Here is a 17,120-nt window from a genome sequence, read left to right as displayed (position 1 = left end):
ACCTCATCAGGATTTATCCCCATCGCCCCAGTCAGGTTTTCTGGGTTGGTTTAAGTCCGGCTTAGAAACTGGCGCAGGCGCTGCGGGTTGTTTGGCTACAGCCGGTTTAGATGCCTGCGAGCTTTGAGTTTGTGCTTTGGGTTTTGCCTCTTGAGAGACTTCAGCCACCATTTCTACCAGTTTCAGTACTTCCTCAATGGAAGTTAACCCCACTTTGGCATATTGCAATGCACTTTTGGCCAGCGGCACATAACCTGGTGCCCGTTTGGCGGTGCGCCCAAACAACCCGGTATCGGCATCTTTAAGGGCATTCATCATGTCTTCGGTCATTTCCAGTAACTCAAACACCCCAATACGACCGCGATATCCCGTTTGGTTACAGGTTTGGCAACCCGCGCCTTTGTGATATTTAAAGCGTCTTGCTCCGGTTTCAATATTATCAATCCAGAACAATTCATCTTCTTCCGGGCGGCATTCGGTCCGGCAATTTTTACAAATACGGCGTACTAATCGCTGAGCGATAATAGCGCGCAAAGAACTGGCTGCCAGGTACCCTGGCGCGCCCATGTCCAGAAGTCGAATCGCACTGCTGATGGAATCATTAGTGTGCAAGGTTGATAACACCAGGTGACCGGTCAAGGCACCACGTAAGCCTATTTCCACGGTTTCGTGGTCCCGCATCTCACCCACCATAATAATATCGGGATCCTGACGCAGTGTGGTTCTGAGTACGCTTTTAAAATCCAGGCCGATTTTGCTGTTCACCTGCACCTGATTGATACGTGGCAAACGGTATTCCACCGGGTCTTCAACGGTAATAATTTTTTTGGCTGGCAGGTTGAGCTCTGACAGTGCCCCATACAAAGTGGTGGTTTTACCTGAGCCGGTAGGCCCGGTTACCAGAATCATGCCATGAGGACGATGTAATAACTGCCTGAAACGCTTCAATAAACGCTCCGGCATACCGGTTTGTTCAAGTGTTAATAAGCCCGCCGATTGGTCCAATAAACGCATAACCACCGACTCACCGTTTTGTACTGGCATGGTGGATACCCGCACATCGATAGAGCGGCCTTTGATACGAATGTTGGTGCGGCCATCTTGCGGTAAACGCTTTTCCGAAATATCCAGACCCGACATCAACTTCAGTCGCAAAACTAATGCTGAGGCAATGTTTTTTTCGTTGATAACGCTCTCTTGCAATACGCCATCCACCCGCTGTCGGATGCGCAACTTGCCTTCATCTGGCTCAATGTGAATATCCGAGGCAGACATCTGCACAGCATCTTCAAAAATTGACTGCAATAGCTTAGCAACCGTGGTGTCTTCTTCTTCATCACCACCGGTATCCGCCAGATCGAAATCTTCATCATCTTCATACTCAGACGCCAATGCCTGAGCAAAAGAGGCGATTTCTTCAGTACGGCGATAATAGGTATCAAAGGCGTGATATAGCTGTGATTCCGGGACAATCGCCAGATCGATAGGCTTAGGTAAGATATTCGAGAGGGTGTCAACAACAGATAAATCAGCCGGATCGCTCATGGCGATAAGAATACTGTTGTCTCGCTCTTCCAGCGGTAAGGCTTTTAAGCGGCGTGCTTGAACCTCAGGTACCAGCTTCACCACTTCAGGATCGATTTTTTTGCGAGAGATATCTAACAGGGGGATATTGAGCTGTTGCGCAAGGAAAGTGAGCAAACCTTTTTCAGTCACAAAGCCCAGATCTTGTAATGCCTGGCCTAATTTACGCCCTGTTTCTCGCTGTGCCGACAGGGCTTGCTGTAATTGCTCATCGGTGATGACAGACTCGTGAACCAACAGGTCCCCAAGCCGCATCTTTAACTTAGGCTTCAAATTTAGCCTCCCAGCTCGAGAATTCGCTGCCTGATAAAGTCGTTGGCGGAGGCTGACAACTGTCGTAAATCAGCGGCATTCTCATAGGCTTTTAAGGCACCATCTCGTTGTGACATGCGATCTAACGAAATAGCGAGTCCCAACCACCATTGAGCGCGGTTTGGTTCGAAGATTACCAGGCGACCATAAAGATGAGAAGATTCGGCGTTGAGTTCTAGCTCCTGGGCAACGGTGGCTTTCAGCCCGTAAAAGTCAATGTTGCGCTGTACGTCAGGCTCCACACCTTCCAATACGGTATAAGCGGCACGCAGCTTTTTTTCGCGGTAAAACAGGCGCGCCAGCATCAAACGAAAATCCACTCGCTGGGGTGCAATGCTAATGCCATCCGATAGCACCACGCTCGCCGCGCCGTTATTGCCATTGGAATACTGTAACACCGCCAATTTTTTGCGGATTTCATGCTGTTTAAAATCGATATTGAGGATTTGGCGATATATCTCTATGGCCCGCGTGACGTTTTTTTCTGCCACCGCCTGCGCTGCCAGACTGGTTAATTCGGATATTTGGGCGTTGGCATCTTCTGCATTGCTGACTTGAACAAAAGAGTCATCCGTTTGACCCGGTACCAAAGTCTGTCCAGGTACTACATTGTTTAAATTAGGAACAGGTATATTAGCCTCCTGTTGAGAAACTTCCTCTACGCTTGTTTCAGTGGACTCACTAAGGGTTTGTGCCTCCGATGCCTGACTAACTACAGCGACTTCTTGTGCAACTTGAGCGTTGTCGATAGTTGAACCGCTGTTGTCTGATTCAACACTCGTTTCCGGCGAAGTCTCTGCTTTCGCCGTTTCAACTTCTTCTTCGGATTCCTTGCTAGCAGCATTTCCACGAGTGGGCATCATCTGATCCAGTGCGCTATTGACCGACACTTTTTTACTTTGCTGTTGCTTGGGTTCTTCGCCCGATATGATTTGTTTTGCCTGAGCATAAAGATCTAAAAAGTACTCAGGTCCCAGAGCGCGATAGCTGAAATAGCTGGCGGCAGAGACCCCTACCAGTGCGATAAAGATAATCATATATCGAATGCGTTTAGATTCAGAAGGCTCATGATAATCCGAACCGTCCCTATCTTCATGGGCGGCTCTGTTATCCAGATCCTTTAGCATCTTGTTAACGACACTCACAGCAATTCAGCTCCAGTCAAAAAATTGGTGATTTCAGTTCTAAATACAACTAAAAGCAATAATAACGCCAAAATTACAATAAAAATGACGAGTCCACCATTCGACCTTGGTTGTAAACAGGCATCAGTATCTTTTACGGCTAACTTAATGTGTTCTTTAGTTACATAGGGCTTGCCTTCACCGTAGGCAAGCATCAAAGCTTTGTGAGCAACCACGTTAGCAATGCGCGGTGTGCCTCGACAGGCTCTATGGAGGATGGCACACACTTTACGACCAAAGATCTCTTCGCTACGGTTTCCTGCAACGCTCAATCGGTGTTTGAGATAATGGTAAAGTTGATCCTGGTCCATGGTTTTTAAGACATAGCTAAAGGTAATACGTTGATTGAGCTGGCGCAGTTCGCCTTTACTAATTTTGCTGTCTAACTCGGGTTGACCAAATAACACCACTTGCAGCAGCTTTCTCGATTCAGTTTCAAGGTTGGTGAACAAACGCAACACTTCCAGGCTCTCGCTAGGCAGTGCCTGAGCTTCATCAATGATCAGTACAACGGAGTTGCCGCCTTTGTGGATCTCAATCAGTTTTTCCTGAATACGATGGGTAAACTCTTGCTGATCCGTCTGAGAGCTCAAATCGACTTTGAGTTCGGTGGCCACGGCCCTGCGCAGCTCTTCTGGTGACAAATAAGGGTTGGGAATGTAGGCAGTAACAAAATGATCTGGCAATTCGTTGAGAATCTTTCGGCAAATAAGGGTTTTGCCAGTACCCACCTCACCAGTAACCTTAATAAAACCTTCACCGGCTTTTAGCGCGTGTAAAATCACGTCCAGCGCTTCTTTGTGGCACGGCAAGCCGTAGAAATAACTGGTATTGGGGGTTAGTGTAAAAGGTAACTCCCTGAGGCCAAAATGATACAGGTACATGGCTTAATCCACATACAACCAGTCAGCAATAAAGTCCTGACTTTGCTTCAGTTGTTGTTGCCAGGTACCTTGTCTGACGACGGTGGGTTTAATGAGGATCACCAACTCTCGTTTGATAACCGCTTCGCGTTTATTGCGAAACAGGTTTCCTACAAGTGGGATATCGCCAACAAATGGGGTTTTAGAAACGTTGTCAGTGGTGCTGGTAGACATCAGGCCACCAATCACCACAATTTCGCCAGAACGGGCCTGGATAACTGTATCAGATTCGCGAATATTACTCTGAGCGAGGGGCAAAACCAGTTCTTCCTGGTTAATGGTCACCACTTTTTGCTGCTCTTCAGTCTCGATGACAGATGGATGCACATGTAGCAGTACGCTACCGCGCTCATCAATTTGCGGCGTAACATCTAGTGCTATACCGGAGAAGAAAGGGGTTAATTCCACATCGGGTGTTGTGGATGTGGTGCTGGCATTAGTGGTGCTTTGATTGGAGACATCCGTAACGAAGTACTCGTCACTGCCCACCTTAATTACCGCTTTTTGATTGTTTAAAGCCGTGACTCTGGGGCTTGATAATACCTGCACATTGCCTTGGGTAGAGAGTAAAGACAGTACGCCAGAGAAATCCTGATTAATAAAGGATAAACTGGATATTCCCCCCAGCGCCCCGGTTATCTCATTTCCCGAAGTGCTGGCACCTGCACTAAAGCGAAAATCAGTACTGCCAGAATGACTCAGGATTTGCGTCCAGTTAATACCTTGCTGGTATTCATCGCTAAGTGTTAATTCAATAACGCGCGCTTCCAGAATGACCTGGCGCTGCACGCTTTCTTGTGATGCTTGTAAAAACTTGCGCACCTGGCGCAACTCATCAGGCATGGCCCTTATTGACACCAAGCCCGCTTGCGGAGAAACCACGACACTGCGACCTTGTTCAGCGCCTATCATGGAAACTAACGCAGTCTGCAACTGTGCCCAGAAGTTAGTTTGCGTAGTGGTGGAAATACTGGTGCCATTACTACCACCGGCGCCACCAGTCAGATTATTATTATTGTTGTTACGGTTACCACCGCCGAGGTTGTTGTTGTTGCCGCTACCGCCACCAAATTGAGATACACCACCGGTGCTAACACTACTGGAGCTGGTGCCATCTCGCTGCATCAGCAAGTAGTTCACCGCGAAAGTTTCGGTACGCATTCCAGATGGGAAAACGCGATAGATATTGCCGTTTTGCTGAACGTCATAACCGTATATTTCTTTAACGATTTCAAACACATCTTGCAAACGAACTTGTTTCAGGTCTAGCGTGATGTTGCCCTGCACATCAGGGTGGATAGCGATACTGTAGTGGCTGTTTTTCACCAGCCCAGAAAAGAAAGTGCGGGCTTCCACCTGATTGGCCTGAATATCCAAACGCGGCTCACCGAACAACTCACGTTCTTTTTGCACAGGTAATTCCGGGCGCAATGCTTCCGCAACAGCTTGTGGCACCGTTTGTAGCGGAGCAGCAGAGGCCTCATCTCCGGCATCTTCAGCAATAGCCTTGCCCAATGCCGATTTGGCAGGTTGTGTCATTTCCGGACGACTAGGACTCTGGCATGCTGCCAAACCTAGCGTCAGAAAAATCAGGATAGCGCACCTAATTTTCATAGTTTGATTCAGTGATAAAATCAGTTTTACTTATTGTAATTTCTTTTTCGAGGTCGTTTAGTTTTATTATTATGCTGTATGGCTTCACTTGGCTTAACAAAACATTGCGCCAGGATTGCCCTTCATAAACCACCTCATTGTTGATTATGGCATATTTCACAGGTTCCGTAACCACAATTGCCGATAACTTAACACTTGGAAAGGCAGTCTGATTGGTTTGCCCCAATCCAGCACCGTCACTGATGCCTTCCTCTGGTAACACATTGCCCTCCTCGTCAGTCACCAGAACCGGTTTATCCGCCGGACGAGTTGGATCTTTCATCAATTGTCGCGCCTCGGCATTGGCGCTTTGCAGTAATACCAGAATGGCTATCAGAAATATTCTCATATCACACACCAATGAACGCCTTGCTGGTACTCAGAGTATACAGCTCAATTTCGGCCCGCGCTTTGGGGTGTTCTTCCACAATATAATCAAAACGTTTCCAATAAAACCGCCATTCAAGCGATTCAATTTCATTCAGGTATTCCCAGATATGGCCGTATTCACCTTCCAGTACCAACAGCACCCCGTGTTGAAATAAGTTAACCCTTGCCCCACTATCCGCATTAATATCCATCATCCTGACAGGCGGAATGGACTCCATTTGCAATACTTTTAACTTTTTCGACTGACTTAATATTTTTTCTAACACCTGAGGCATTTTATTGGCCGGGATCAAATCGACAGTTTGCTCCCGTAACTTCTCATCTATATCAATGATTTGCTGAGCAAACTTTTCCCTATTTTTGCGCAAAGGTTCATTGGGATCTTCTTCCAACTCCACTTCAACGGCCCTGATTTGCCTGTCTAACTGCCCGGATTGAGATTTTTGCCGCTCAACCGTACGAGTTAACTTTTCAATTTCCAACTGCACCGGCTCAACAAGCCAAACATAACCACCAAATAGTACCGCTACCAAACCACTCAATAAGGCCAAAGACTTTTCTCTGGTAGAAAGTTCACTGAACTTATCCTCTACGTCCGACCAACGTTTGATGTCAAAATTCATGGTTGTCCGGCTCCCGAAGATTGTTTTTGTACCTCTTGCTCTACGGCCAACTCCACCAGTTCGGAGCTGATCACAAAATTGAGCTTGTCCTGATCATCTCGAAACATACGAGCTCCAGCAAAGCTACGGCCGGTAAAGTAGTTAGATTCTCTTAATTGACTCACCCAAAAAGGTACTTTCGCCGATTCAATGGTTGCACCTTCCATGCGAATCTTTTGTTCATTGATGCTGATACGGGTTAACCAAACGCCGTCCACATGATTAAGCGCCAGATCCTCCATTAGCATGGAAAAGCCTTGGTTTTTAAGTTGTTCCCGCCCCCGCAGTTCCTCCAGTAACAACCCTTTGTCTCGCGCTTCGTTTTGCAGTTTTTGCACCTGAGCCACTAGTGCCGGATCTTGAGCACGGGTGTCTCGTGCTTCGGTAAGCATTTTCAGCATCTTGGTTTGCTGGTTATATTTTTGCTGAATATCGCGAGTGGCCACCTGCATATCTCGAAATTCCTGGTGATAATGTTCACTGATGGCAAATAAGAGAACACCGCTAAAGAGCCACATTAACAGCACAAAGCCGGCAGTAAATAACTGCAACTTGGGTTTGAGTTCTTCGGGAAATAGGTTGACGCGATACTTCATGCGGCATCCCCGGTTTCATTAGTGGTTTGCTCATCAATCTCTTGAACGGAAAATGCACCACCGAGTGCCGCCAGTGACGTATCAGACCATTGCAACTCTTCACTTTTGGCAAAACCAGGCACGAAGGGTTCTGACTCTACCTGCATGGCATCGCCGATTAATTTGGCTAATACGCCTTGATGCTCGGTGTCCAGATTAAGATAGATTTTTTTCACCGGGGCCTGACGCAACTGGCTTTCAAAAAAGTCCATAGAACGCTGCAACTCGACACTGAGGGTTTCCGAAACCCCCATTTGCAATTCCATTTCGGTGAAACTACTGATTTGCTCGTAACCTTTAATACGTCTGGAGAAATAGAGCTTGCCAGCTTTTACAATGTTTAAGCACACTTCAGCACCCGGCGCCTGAAACACGGTGACATAACCCTCTTGGTTTTTGGGTAATAACTCACAAGTAGCCAGTTCTTCAACAGTGACGCGCTCGATAAACAGGCCCGCTTCCAGCACTCCCTGGCAGACATCGAAAAGCTCAGCTTTGGGAATAGCCACCACATTAACTTTGTTTGCGCCCATAGTCTGAGCAGGCAAATCAAAATAATCCATCACCACTTCGTCCTGGGTCATCAATAGATCTTTGGCCGACCATTGTAAAGCCTGGGCTAACTCTTCTTCCGGTACGGCGGGTTTATCAGTTTGTACCAGCTTGTATTTTTTAGTGGCGAAAACCAAGGTGGTTTTGGTGTTCTGAAGTTGCTGTTCTTCAACAAAGGATTTCAGAGAAGACTGCCAATCTTGCAGTGGAAAAGTTTGATTGAGTACCCAGGTTTGCTGCCCGTCTATTTCTTGAGTAGCACACAAATGCAGTCCGTTGATGTCGTATTCGATGCCTAAACTCGCGAACCCCGAGGGTTTGCGATTTAAATAGGAAATCAGTTTTCTCCAACCTACGCGCATTTGTAACTTATTATTCTTGTATTTTGGTTATTAGAACAAACTCTGAGCAAAAGCACCATATCCACCGAGTGACTTATAATATTATTTATCTGCATATTTGACGCTTTTTTAGAGGTTTTAATTACTAAAACCTGAAAAGAAGAAAATTTCAGCGAAGATAAGACCTGCTTTAGCAATCCAGATAATCTTTAAATTTGTGATTCACGATCTTCTGATTTATGGGTTTGACCATGTACCCGGTAGCGCCTGTATTAATGCCTTGCAGAATATGCGTTTTATCGCCCAAGCTGGTGATCAAATAAAAAGGCGTTTTCCACAACTCTTTGTCGGTTCGCACCTTGCGCAAAAGTTCCAGGCCGCTAACTTTCGGCATTTCCCAATCTGAAATCACAAGGTCATAAGGGTTATTTTCAGCTATGGCTTTGCGCATGAGTGAGTAAGCACGCAAGCCATCTTCTGCCATATCAATGTGTCGAAAGCCACAGGAGAGCATATAGTGACGGTGCACTTTGCGCATCGAGTCCACATCATCAACAATCAAAACCCGCACCGATTTGTTGCGCAGATCTTTGTCAGGGCGAGCTCTTTCAAGTTTATTCACCACCGACACCATAGTGATCAACTTTTCTTCCAGCTGATAACGCTTAGCCCCTTCAATATCCGGCTCATCCAGTTTTTCTTGTACCTGGGAAACCGAGAAATTGAGTTCTTTCTTGAGAAAGTCGATCTCTTTGGGCGTAAACATGTTATTCCAACTTAAGGTTTTGTATTTATTATCTTCACATACAATGAGGCCGCAATGCGACTTAAGTATAAGGAGTTGTTTTTAAAACAAAAGCTTTGCGAGGCTTCATTCAAACAGACACTCTGGATAGCGGCGAAATAGCTGTTGAGAGTTGGCAGCCCGAGGTTAATTCTAATACCTGTTCGCATATTGAATTGGGCGGTGTTGTGGCCATTTAAATCAAAGACAAATAAAAAAGCCCTGATAAACAGGGCTTTAGGGATAAATATCCGGAATTTAGAACGGGATATCGTCATCAAAGTCAAAATCTGGCTCTTGCATAGGCTGCGAAGGTTGTTTCGGAGCTTGATTGAAACCACCTTGGTTGCCACCGCCTTGTTGACCGCCACGATTCGGTTGACCGCCACCTTGATTGGGCATTTGCTGATAGCTTGGCGCTTGCTGCGGCGCACCACCTTGCATACCTTGATTAGGCTGATAACCACCGCCTTCGTTACCACCACCCTGGCGACCACCTAACATTTGCATGTTGTCGGCAACGATTTCGGTGGTGTAACGGTCCTGGCCATTTTGGTCTTGCCACTTACGGGTTTGCAGTTTACCTTCAATGTAAACTTGCGAACCTTTTGTCAGGTATTGTCCGGCAATCTCAGCCAGTTTGCGGAACATAACGATACGGTGCCATTCGGTGCGCTCTTGCAATTGGCCTTGCTGATCTTTCCAGCTTTCACTGGTGGCTACGCTGATGTTAGTAACGGCATTACCATTTGGCATGTATTTTACCTCAGGGTTTTGCCCCAAGTTACCTACGATAATAACCTTGTTGATACCTCTGCTGGCCATGTTCTCTCCTAATTCAGTCTTGGATCAGCCAGTTTTCTGGCTTTCATAATATCAAATTGTTTGCCTTGTACCTTCAGGTACACGGCAGATTCATCTGGCACAATGACAAATTCACTGACGCCCGGTAATGCGTTGAGCTGGGTCTTAATCGTGCCTAAGTCCCTGCCTGCCAAATTCAAAGACAGGGTGTAGCGTGTCAGACGTTCGGTTTGGCTGAAACCGAAAAACAAACCTGACCAAAGAATACAGATGCCCGCCGCTAAATACCAGAGTAACTGCGCACCAAAGTGAGCAATTAGCAATCCTGAGACAATGCCTCCTAAAAATGCGCCAAAAAACTGAAAACTGGCATAAATGCCCATGGCAGAGCCTTTTTTTCCGGGTGGCGCGATATTGGCCACCATGGCGGGTAAATTGGCTTCTAGATAATTAAATCCGGTGAAAAACAGCACTACAAAAGCCATTAACAAATAGAATTGATGGGCAAAACTGGCTAATCCCCAAAACGCGATTGCCATAAGAAACAGTGCAACTATGAGCATGGCATTGTTTTTAAATTTGCGACCAAAGCCCATCATTAATGCCATACCCACAATCGCCAGCAGCAAGATTGGCAAATACAAAACCCAATGACGGGACAACTCCCAGCCCAAACTCTGGAAATTCACGGGTAACTGTACAAACACCAAAGTGATCATCATGTGCAACAGCAATACACTAAGATTTAGACGCCACAATTGTGACGAACGCAGCATTTCGGACAGCTGGGTTTTGTCGGGTAGCGTATCGCCGCCGGGCGCACTAACCATGGCATCAGGCACAGCAAATTTAACCAGTGGAATACACACCAGCGCTAAAACCGCAGTCACCATGAATATTCCCTGTAATCCCGCAGACGCTGCTATTAGCGGCCCCAAAATCAGAGACAAATAAAAAGAAAAACCAATGGCAATGCCGATAATGGCCATTACCTTGCTGCGCTGATTCTCTCGACTAATATCCGCGGCAAGAGCCATAACCGCACCCGCTATAGCTCCGGTACCTTGTAAAAAACGGCCGAGGGTCAATAACCACATTGAATCGGCATAGGCTGCGATAAGACTTCCCATAGCGAACAACAGCAAACCACCGATAATGACCGGCTTGCGCCCCAACTTATCGGAAAGTATGCCCATGGGGATTTGCAAAATCGCTTGCGACAAGCCGTAGGCGCCAATAGCCGCACCCACCCAAATGGGGGTGTAATCGGGATAATCCTGAGCAAGAACCACCAGTACCGGCATTACCATGAACAACCCGAGCATGCGCATCAAGTAAACAAAAGCCAGTGACAAGGCGCCTCGAATTTCAGTTTGATTCAAAACGGTCTATTTTCCTGTTGGAATTGGGACAAAAAAAGGCGGCGAATATTAGCATAAAAACCGCTTCAGAGACAGTAGCTAATGGCCACAGTCGATAAATTAAACCATTTGCTAACTACTGTATATATATGCATATAATATCTCTTTTTTTGAACGGCTATTTTCACTGCATGGACAAAATTACTGTCAGGGGTGCCAGAACCCACAATCTGAAAAACGTCAATATTGAATTACCACGTGACAAGCTCATTGTGATCACAGGCTTGTCTGGCTCGGGTAAGTCCTCGTTGGCATTTGATACGCTCTATGCAGAAGGCCAGCGACGCTACGTTGAGTCCCTTTCGGCCTATGCACGACAATTCTTATCCATGATGGAAAAACCCGAAGTGGATCACATCGAAGGATTGTCTCCGGCCATTTCTATTGAGCAAAAGTCCACGTCCCACAACCCTCGCTCTACTGTGGGCACCATCACTGAGATATACGACTACCTGAGATTGTTGTTTGCCCGCGTGGGTGAGCCCCGCTGTCCCGATCACAATGCACCATTGCAGGCGCAAACCGTAAGCCAGATGGTGGACAAAGTGCTGGAATTGCCAGAAAACAGTAAAATGATGCTGCTGGCACCGGTAGTGCAAGATCGCAAAGGCGAACACATTAAAACCCTGGAAAATCTGGCGGCACAGGGCTTTATTCGAGCTCGAATCGACGGTGAAATCTGCGATTTATCCGATCCACCTGAGCTGGATTTGCACAAAAAGCACAGTATCGATGTGGTGGTAGACCGTTTCAAAGTCAGAGAAGACTTGCAATTGCGCTTAGCCGAAAGTTTTGAAACCGCTTTAGAATTATCCGCTGGGGTAGCTCGCGTAGCCTGGATGGATGAGCCGGGCAAAGAAGAGTTGGTGTTTTCAGCGAATTTTGCCTGCCCTCATTGTGGCTATAGCATCACCGAACTTGAGCCACGACTCTTCTCTTTCAACAATCCGGCGGGAGCCTGTGGTACCTGTGACGGTTTGGGTACCAAGCAGTTCTTTGACCCTGTGCGTTTGATCACCAATGAAGAGATCAGCATTTCTGGTGGTGCCATTCGCGGCTGGGATAAACGCAGTTACTACTACTTCCAGATGTTGCAGGCAGTCGCCGAACACTATGAATTTGATTTAAATACTCCCTTTAACGAGCTGGATAAAAAAGCGCAAGACGTGGTACTTTACGGCAGTAAAGGCACTTCTATTAACTTCAAATACATAAACGACCGCGGCGACATCATGACTCGCAAGCATCCGTTTGAGGGCATAATTCCCAACATGGAGCGCCGTTATAAAGAAACTGAATCCAATGCAGTGCGGGAAGAGTTGGCTAAATACTTGAGCCAACAGCCTTGTACCAGCTGTGGTGGCAGTCGTTTGCGTCAGGAAGCGCGCAATGTATTTGTATCGGATACCACGCTGCCCACTGTCTCCGAAATGTCTATCGTGGAAGCGAAGGACTTTTTCACCAATATGCAACTACAAGGACAGCGAGCTCAAATCGCAGAAAAGATCCTCAAGGAAATTAACGACAGGCTCACCTTCCTGGTGAATGTCGGGTTAAATTACCTGAATCTATCCCGCAGTGCCGATACTCTATCCGGTGGTGAAGCGCAGCGCATCAGATTGGCCAGTCAAATCGGTGCTGGTCTTGTCGGTGTGATGTATGTTTTGGATGAGCCCTCTATTGGTCTGCATCAAAGAGATAATGAGCGCTTACTTAAAACCCTGACCCACCTGCGGGATTTAGGTAATACCGTGATCGTGGTGGAGCACGACGAGGATGCCATTCGCCTGGCCGATTACGTGGTGGATATCGGCCCTGGTGCAGGTGTGCACGGCGGCGAAATCGTTGCCGAAGGGCAACTGGAAGACATCCTCAATAATGATAACTCCCTAACAGGTAAATACCTGTCTGGTAAAGAGGAAATCACCGCCCCCCAAAACCGTATCGTTAACAAAGATGATGCCTGGGTAGAACTGGAAGGTGCCACAGGAAATAATCTTAACGATGTTACCCTACGAGTGCCAGTAGGCCTGATGACCTGCATTACCGGGGTTTCCGGCTCTGGTAAATCCACCCTGGTAAACGATACTTTTTATAAGATCGCGCATATCGAATTAAACGGTGCCACCACTGATGAACCTTCGCCTTACAAAGCCATAACCGGCCTGGATCAGCTGGATAAAGTGGTGGATATCGACCAAAGCCCCATTGGCAGAACGCCTCGTTCAAATCCGGCGACTTACACGGGTATTTTCACGCCAATTAGAGAGTTGTTCTCCGGTACGCAAGAATCCCGCTCGCGTGGTTACAAACCCGGCCGCTTTAGCTTTAATGTTAAAGGGGGCCGCTGTGAAGCCTGTCAAGGTGATGGCGTTATCAAGGTAGAGATGCACTTCTTACCGGATGTGTACGTGCCTTGTGATGTCTGTAAAGGCAAACGCTACAACCGTGAAACACTGGAAATTCAGTACAAAGGCAAGAACATCCACGAAGTACTGGAAATGACAGTTGAAGACGCTCGCGAGTTTTTTGATGCCGTGCCCGCCATCAATCGCAAGTTGCAAACCTTGATGGATGTAGGCCTGTCTTATATTCGTTTGGGTCAGGCGGCTACCACGCTGTCAGGGGGTGAAGCACAACGGGTAAAACTGGCTAAAGAGCTGTCCAAGCGAGATACCGGTAAAACCCTATACATTCTGGATGAACCCACAACCGGGTTGCACTTCCATGATATCAAGCAGCTACTGGCGGTATTGCATCGCCTGAGAGATCACGGCAACACCGTTGTAGTAATAGAGCACAACCTTGATGTGATCAAAACCGCTGACTGGATAGTGGATCTCGGACCTGAAGGCGGCTCTGGTGGTGGCAATATTATTGCAGAAGGCACTCCTGAGGAAGTCTGTAAAGTAGCGGGTTCTCACACTGGCCACTTTCTTGCGCCTTTCCTGAAAAACAATAAATAAAAAGGAATCATCATGCTGGAAGAAACGTTTAAAGTCCGTTTTTGCGAAACCGATGCCTTACAACACGTTGGCAATACCGCATTAGTTCAGTGGTTTGAAGCCACCCGCGAGCCGGTATTTAAGATGTTTACCCCTGAGATGGATGTCAACAACTGGCCTCTCATCCTGGCCAGTTACAAGGTGGATTTTTTAAAACAGATCTTCCTGGGCGAAGTCACCATCAAAACCGGCATCAGCCGCCTTGGTGGCAGCTCCTTTGATGTATTTCAGGAGGTCTGGCAAAACGGCGAACGCTGCGCCAAAGGGTTAACCACTATGGTGCATTTTGATTATAAGGCACAAAAAGCCTGCGCGGTGCCAGACAACATTCGCAGCCAATTGCAATCCATCGCAGTGGAAGCAGACTGATGTCGGATTTTATTAAAGTTATCCCCAACGCATTGGATGATGCGACTTGCGACAATTTGATGGCTAAATTTGCCGCTCATCCCGGGACTTTTCAGGGGCGCACAGGCGGCGGTGTCGACACGTCAAAGAAGATCAGCCGCGATATCTCCATCAGCAGTAATGCTGAATTCAAAGAAGAGTTCACCAAAGTAGTACACACCACAACGCGCCAGGTCATCGATTATTTTGATGAGTATTTCTTCGCCTTTATTGGCCCTTTAGGAATAAAGCTAAAACACCCTGTAACGGGCGAGCCCACCAATATCACAGAAGAAAACTACAACGAATTGGCTAAACCCAAGCTGGAACAGTTTATTCCGCACTTTTTCCGTTTTGGTGATATCAATATGCAAAAGTATGAGGCAGGCAAAGGCGGCTATCCTTATTGGCACTCAGAAGTGTACCCGCAGTTACCGGACAATGAAGCCCTACACCGTATTCTGTTATTTATGTATTACTTAAACGATGTTGAAGAGGGCGGAGAAACCCAGTTCTATTACCAAAACAAATCGGTAAAACCCCAAAAGGGCACTATGGTGATTGCACCAGCCTACTTTACCCACACGCATCGCGGCAACGTGCCTATCAGTGGCAACAAACAGATCATAACGTCTTGGGTGTTATTTCAGCGCGCTGAGCACCTGTATCGTGGCTAACGGCTGAATCCTGAATGATCGCTCCCTTATTCAAAGGGGGCGATCTCCATACCTGTCATGTTGTAACCCACAGTCGCTAAATCGCCCGTCCACCCCTCAGTTTGCAGGGTTCCCGTTACCCAAACTGCATCGTACAGGTTATCCACATTAGCGCCTTCAGGAAAATTCACATAGACAATTTGATTGGAAGGTGGTGGTGGCACGTGAATACAAGCACCAAAAAACGGCACCAACAAAAACTCAGTAATTGTGTCATCCCCTTCAAGCGGTACCACAAATCCCGGGATCTTAACTTGCTTGCCATTTAAGTCAGTTCTTACCGGTGCATTAGGGTTGGATTGTGCCATAGGATTTGTATGGTCAATTTCTGGCAAAGCATCGGATGGCACATAACCTTCAGGGATAAGATCCTCCCAATACAGCTCAACGGTTTCAGCTTTTAACGCTGAGCTTATGCCTAGCAAGAGAGTTAACAACAGTGGGATTACTTTTTTCATACACTACACTTTTGAAGGTGAAAATGGGTTAAACACAACTTCGTTGCCCTGGCCCGGAGCTCCAGGAATGTTGCGGGATAATACCAGAGAACAAAACGCAAAGCCTGCACCAATAAAAAACACCAGGCTTGGGGAAGTCAACCAGATAATGCCCAACAATGCTGGTATCACAACCGCTGCAATGTGATTGATGGTAAAACTCACGCCAGCCGTTGAGGCAATGTCTTTTGGATCCGCAATTTTCTGGAAGTAGGTTTTAATGGCTATAGCTAGTGCAAAGAATAAATGATCGATGATGAACAAGGCTCCAGCTAATGTGGCGTTTTCCACCAGCCCGTAAGCGATAAACAGAATAAACAAGCCGATGTATTCAAAGGTTAACGCCGCTTTTTCGCCTACTTTGTGGATCCACTTGCCAATCGCAGGCGCAAACAGCAGGTTAAAAATATAATTAACGGCAAACAAAAGGCTAATTTGTCCAACACTATAGCCGAACTTTTCCACCATCATAAAGGCAGCAAACACCACGAAGATTTGTCGCCTGGCGCCACTGAAAAAGGTCAGCGCATAATACAACCAGTAACGCTTGCGCATAATGAGATTCTTGTGTTGGCCGGTTGCTTCTTTGAAGGTAGGGAATGTAATCCAAAGAATAACAACGATGAGCAAGCCAGCTCCACCTGCCAGCATATACATCATGTTGTAACTTACTCCTAACCATTCCATCAATACCCAAATGGCACCGTAAGCAAACAATGAAGCAAAACTTTTCACTGCTAACTGCTGCCCCATAAAGTGGGCTGTTTTGTCTTTGTGCAACCATTGCAAAGTCAGCGACTGATTTACGGTTTCAAAGTAATGGAATCCAATAGACATCAACACGGTGGTGCAATAAAGTCCGATTTCAAACGGAAACCATCCCGTCATAGCAACCCCTATCGACATAACCGCTAACGACAACAGAGCAAAGGTTTGCTCTTTGAGTACCAATAAAACAAACACCGCAGTGAAAGCCAGAAAACCGGGAACCTCACGCAAGCTTTGCAACATGCCTATTTCTGCGCCGGTAAAACTGGCTTTTTCAATCACAAAGTTATTGAGCAGTGCGTTCCAAACAGAAAATGTTAATGGCATTACAAACGCCATAGCGAGCAATAAAAACTCGGGTTTTTGACGAAGCGCCTGAAAATTAGAAGTCATGCTGGAACCTGCTGTTTATCGAAGTGGCGATTGTAATGCAAATTGCTAGCTGAGCCTAATTCAGTTAACGAATAAGCTTACTTTTGTTTCACGGAGGCTGAATTTTAAT

The 17,120-nt window shown here is 46.8% G+C and carries 16 protein-coding genes; 3 read left to right on the top strand and 13 right to left on the bottom strand.

Annotation, left to right across the window (positions count from 1 at the left end; translation table 11 throughout):
- Nucleotides 1-6 precede the first annotated feature (6 nt).
- The 11 genes from ACXAGP_RS11250 to ACXAGP_RS11200 all read right to left on the bottom strand — a co-directional run bounded on the left by ACXAGP_RS11250 (nt 7) and on the right by ACXAGP_RS11200 (nt 11,206).
- Nucleotides 7-1,857, bottom strand: coding sequence for a GspE/PulE family protein (locus ACXAGP_RS11250; RefSeq protein WP_475261443.1), 1,851 nt, complete (start codon nt 1,855-1,857; stop codon nt 7-9).
- A gap of 2 nt (nt 1,858-1,859) precedes the next feature.
- The gene (locus ACXAGP_RS11245; protein WP_475261442.1) at nt 1,860-3,041 is read right to left on the bottom strand and encodes a tetratricopeptide repeat protein; all 1,182 of its coding nucleotides are present in this window, start codon (nt 3,039-3,041) and stop codon (nt 1,860-1,862) included.
- Nucleotides 3,038-3,964 carry an ExeA family protein gene (locus tag ACXAGP_RS11240; RefSeq protein ID WP_475261441.1) on the bottom strand — a complete coding sequence of 309 codons (927 nt, stop codon included), beginning with the start codon at nt 3,962-3,964 and terminating at the stop codon, nt 3,038-3,040. Before ACXAGP_RS11240 ends, ACXAGP_RS11245 begins: the two co-directional genes overlap by 4 nt.
- Nucleotides 3,965-3,967: 3 nt before the next feature.
- Nucleotides 3,968-5,617: a pilus (MSHA type) biogenesis protein MshL gene (mshL, locus tag ACXAGP_RS11235; RefSeq protein WP_475261440.1), complete on the bottom strand. Its 1,650-nt coding sequence runs from the start codon at nt 5,615-5,617 to the stop codon at nt 3,968-3,970.
- Nucleotides 5,607-6,005, bottom strand: coding sequence for a hypothetical protein (locus ACXAGP_RS11230; protein WP_475261439.1), 399 nt, complete (start codon nt 6,003-6,005; stop codon nt 5,607-5,609). The genes mshL and ACXAGP_RS11230 overlap by 11 nt, the downstream gene beginning before the upstream one ends.
- Before the next feature lies 1 nt (nt 6,006).
- A complete protein-coding gene (gene gspM / locus ACXAGP_RS11225) occupies nt 6,007-6,669 on the bottom strand; it encodes a type II secretion system protein GspM (RefSeq protein ID WP_475261437.1) in 663 nt (220 codons plus the stop codon).
- On the bottom strand, nt 6,666-7,304 hold the full coding sequence (locus ACXAGP_RS11220) for a PilN domain-containing protein (RefSeq protein WP_475261436.1): 639 nt from the start codon (nt 7,302-7,304) through the stop codon (nt 6,666-6,668). The genes gspM and ACXAGP_RS11220 overlap by 4 nt, the downstream gene beginning before the upstream one ends.
- Nucleotides 7,301-8,257: an MSHA biogenesis protein MshI gene (locus tag ACXAGP_RS11215; RefSeq protein WP_475261435.1), complete on the bottom strand. Its 957-nt coding sequence runs from the start codon at nt 8,255-8,257 to the stop codon at nt 7,301-7,303. Before ACXAGP_RS11215 ends, ACXAGP_RS11220 begins: the two co-directional genes overlap by 4 nt.
- Before the next feature lie 169 nt (nt 8,258-8,426).
- On the bottom strand, nt 8,427-9,002 hold the full coding sequence (locus ACXAGP_RS11210) for a response regulator (RefSeq protein WP_475261434.1): 576 nt from the start codon (nt 9,000-9,002) through the stop codon (nt 8,427-8,429).
- A 276-nt stretch (nt 9,003-9,278) separates the two neighbouring features.
- Nucleotides 9,279-9,845: a single-stranded DNA-binding protein gene (locus ACXAGP_RS11205; protein ID WP_475261432.1), complete on the bottom strand. Its 567-nt coding sequence runs from the start codon at nt 9,843-9,845 to the stop codon at nt 9,279-9,281.
- 8 nt (nt 9,846-9,853) lie between these two features.
- Entirely contained in the window at nt 9,854-11,206 is a 1,353-nt protein-coding gene (locus ACXAGP_RS11200) for an MFS transporter (RefSeq protein WP_475261431.1), read from the bottom strand.
- Nucleotides 11,207-11,376: 170 nt separating this feature from the next.
- Between ACXAGP_RS11200 and uvrA the strand changes: the two genes are divergently transcribed.
- Genes uvrA through ACXAGP_RS11185 form a run of 3 tightly spaced genes read left to right on the top strand, consistent with a single transcriptional unit; the run spans nt 11,377 to nt 15,314 of the window.
- Nucleotides 11,377-14,211 carry an excinuclease ABC subunit UvrA gene (uvrA, locus tag ACXAGP_RS11195; protein ID WP_475261429.1) on the top strand — a complete coding sequence of 945 codons (2,835 nt, stop codon included), beginning with the start codon at nt 11,377-11,379 and terminating at the stop codon, nt 14,209-14,211.
- Nucleotides 14,212-14,223: 12 nt separating this feature from the next.
- Nucleotides 14,224-14,619, top strand: coding sequence for an acyl-CoA thioesterase (locus ACXAGP_RS11190; RefSeq protein ID WP_475261428.1), 396 nt, complete (start codon nt 14,224-14,226; stop codon nt 14,617-14,619).
- Nucleotides 14,619-15,314 carry a 2OG-Fe(II) oxygenase gene (locus ACXAGP_RS11185; RefSeq protein WP_475261427.1) on the top strand — a complete coding sequence of 232 codons (696 nt, stop codon included), beginning with the start codon at nt 14,619-14,621 and terminating at the stop codon, nt 15,312-15,314. The genes ACXAGP_RS11190 and ACXAGP_RS11185 overlap by 1 nt, the downstream gene beginning before the upstream one ends.
- 26 nt (nt 15,315-15,340) lie before the next feature.
- On the opposite strand, the gene ACXAGP_RS11180 is transcribed toward ACXAGP_RS11185, so the two are convergent.
- Together ACXAGP_RS11180 and ACXAGP_RS11175 are read right to left on the bottom strand one after the other, a co-directional pair.
- Complete coding sequence (locus ACXAGP_RS11180; protein WP_475261426.1) at nt 15,341-15,811, bottom strand: DUF3299 domain-containing protein; 471 nt, start codon at nt 15,809-15,811, stop codon at nt 15,341-15,343.
- Nucleotides 15,812-15,814: 3 nt separating this feature from the next.
- On the bottom strand, nt 15,815-17,011 hold the full coding sequence (locus tag ACXAGP_RS11175) for an MFS transporter (protein ID WP_475261424.1): 1,197 nt from the start codon (nt 17,009-17,011) through the stop codon (nt 15,815-15,817).
- Between the last annotated feature and the right edge of the window lie 109 nt (nt 17,012-17,120).

Source organism: Planctobacterium sp. AWM4_229 (assembly GCF_056160305.1).
The sequence above is the reverse complement of the archived record's forward strand: the minus strand, read 5'-3'. Positions and strand labels throughout refer to the sequence as shown.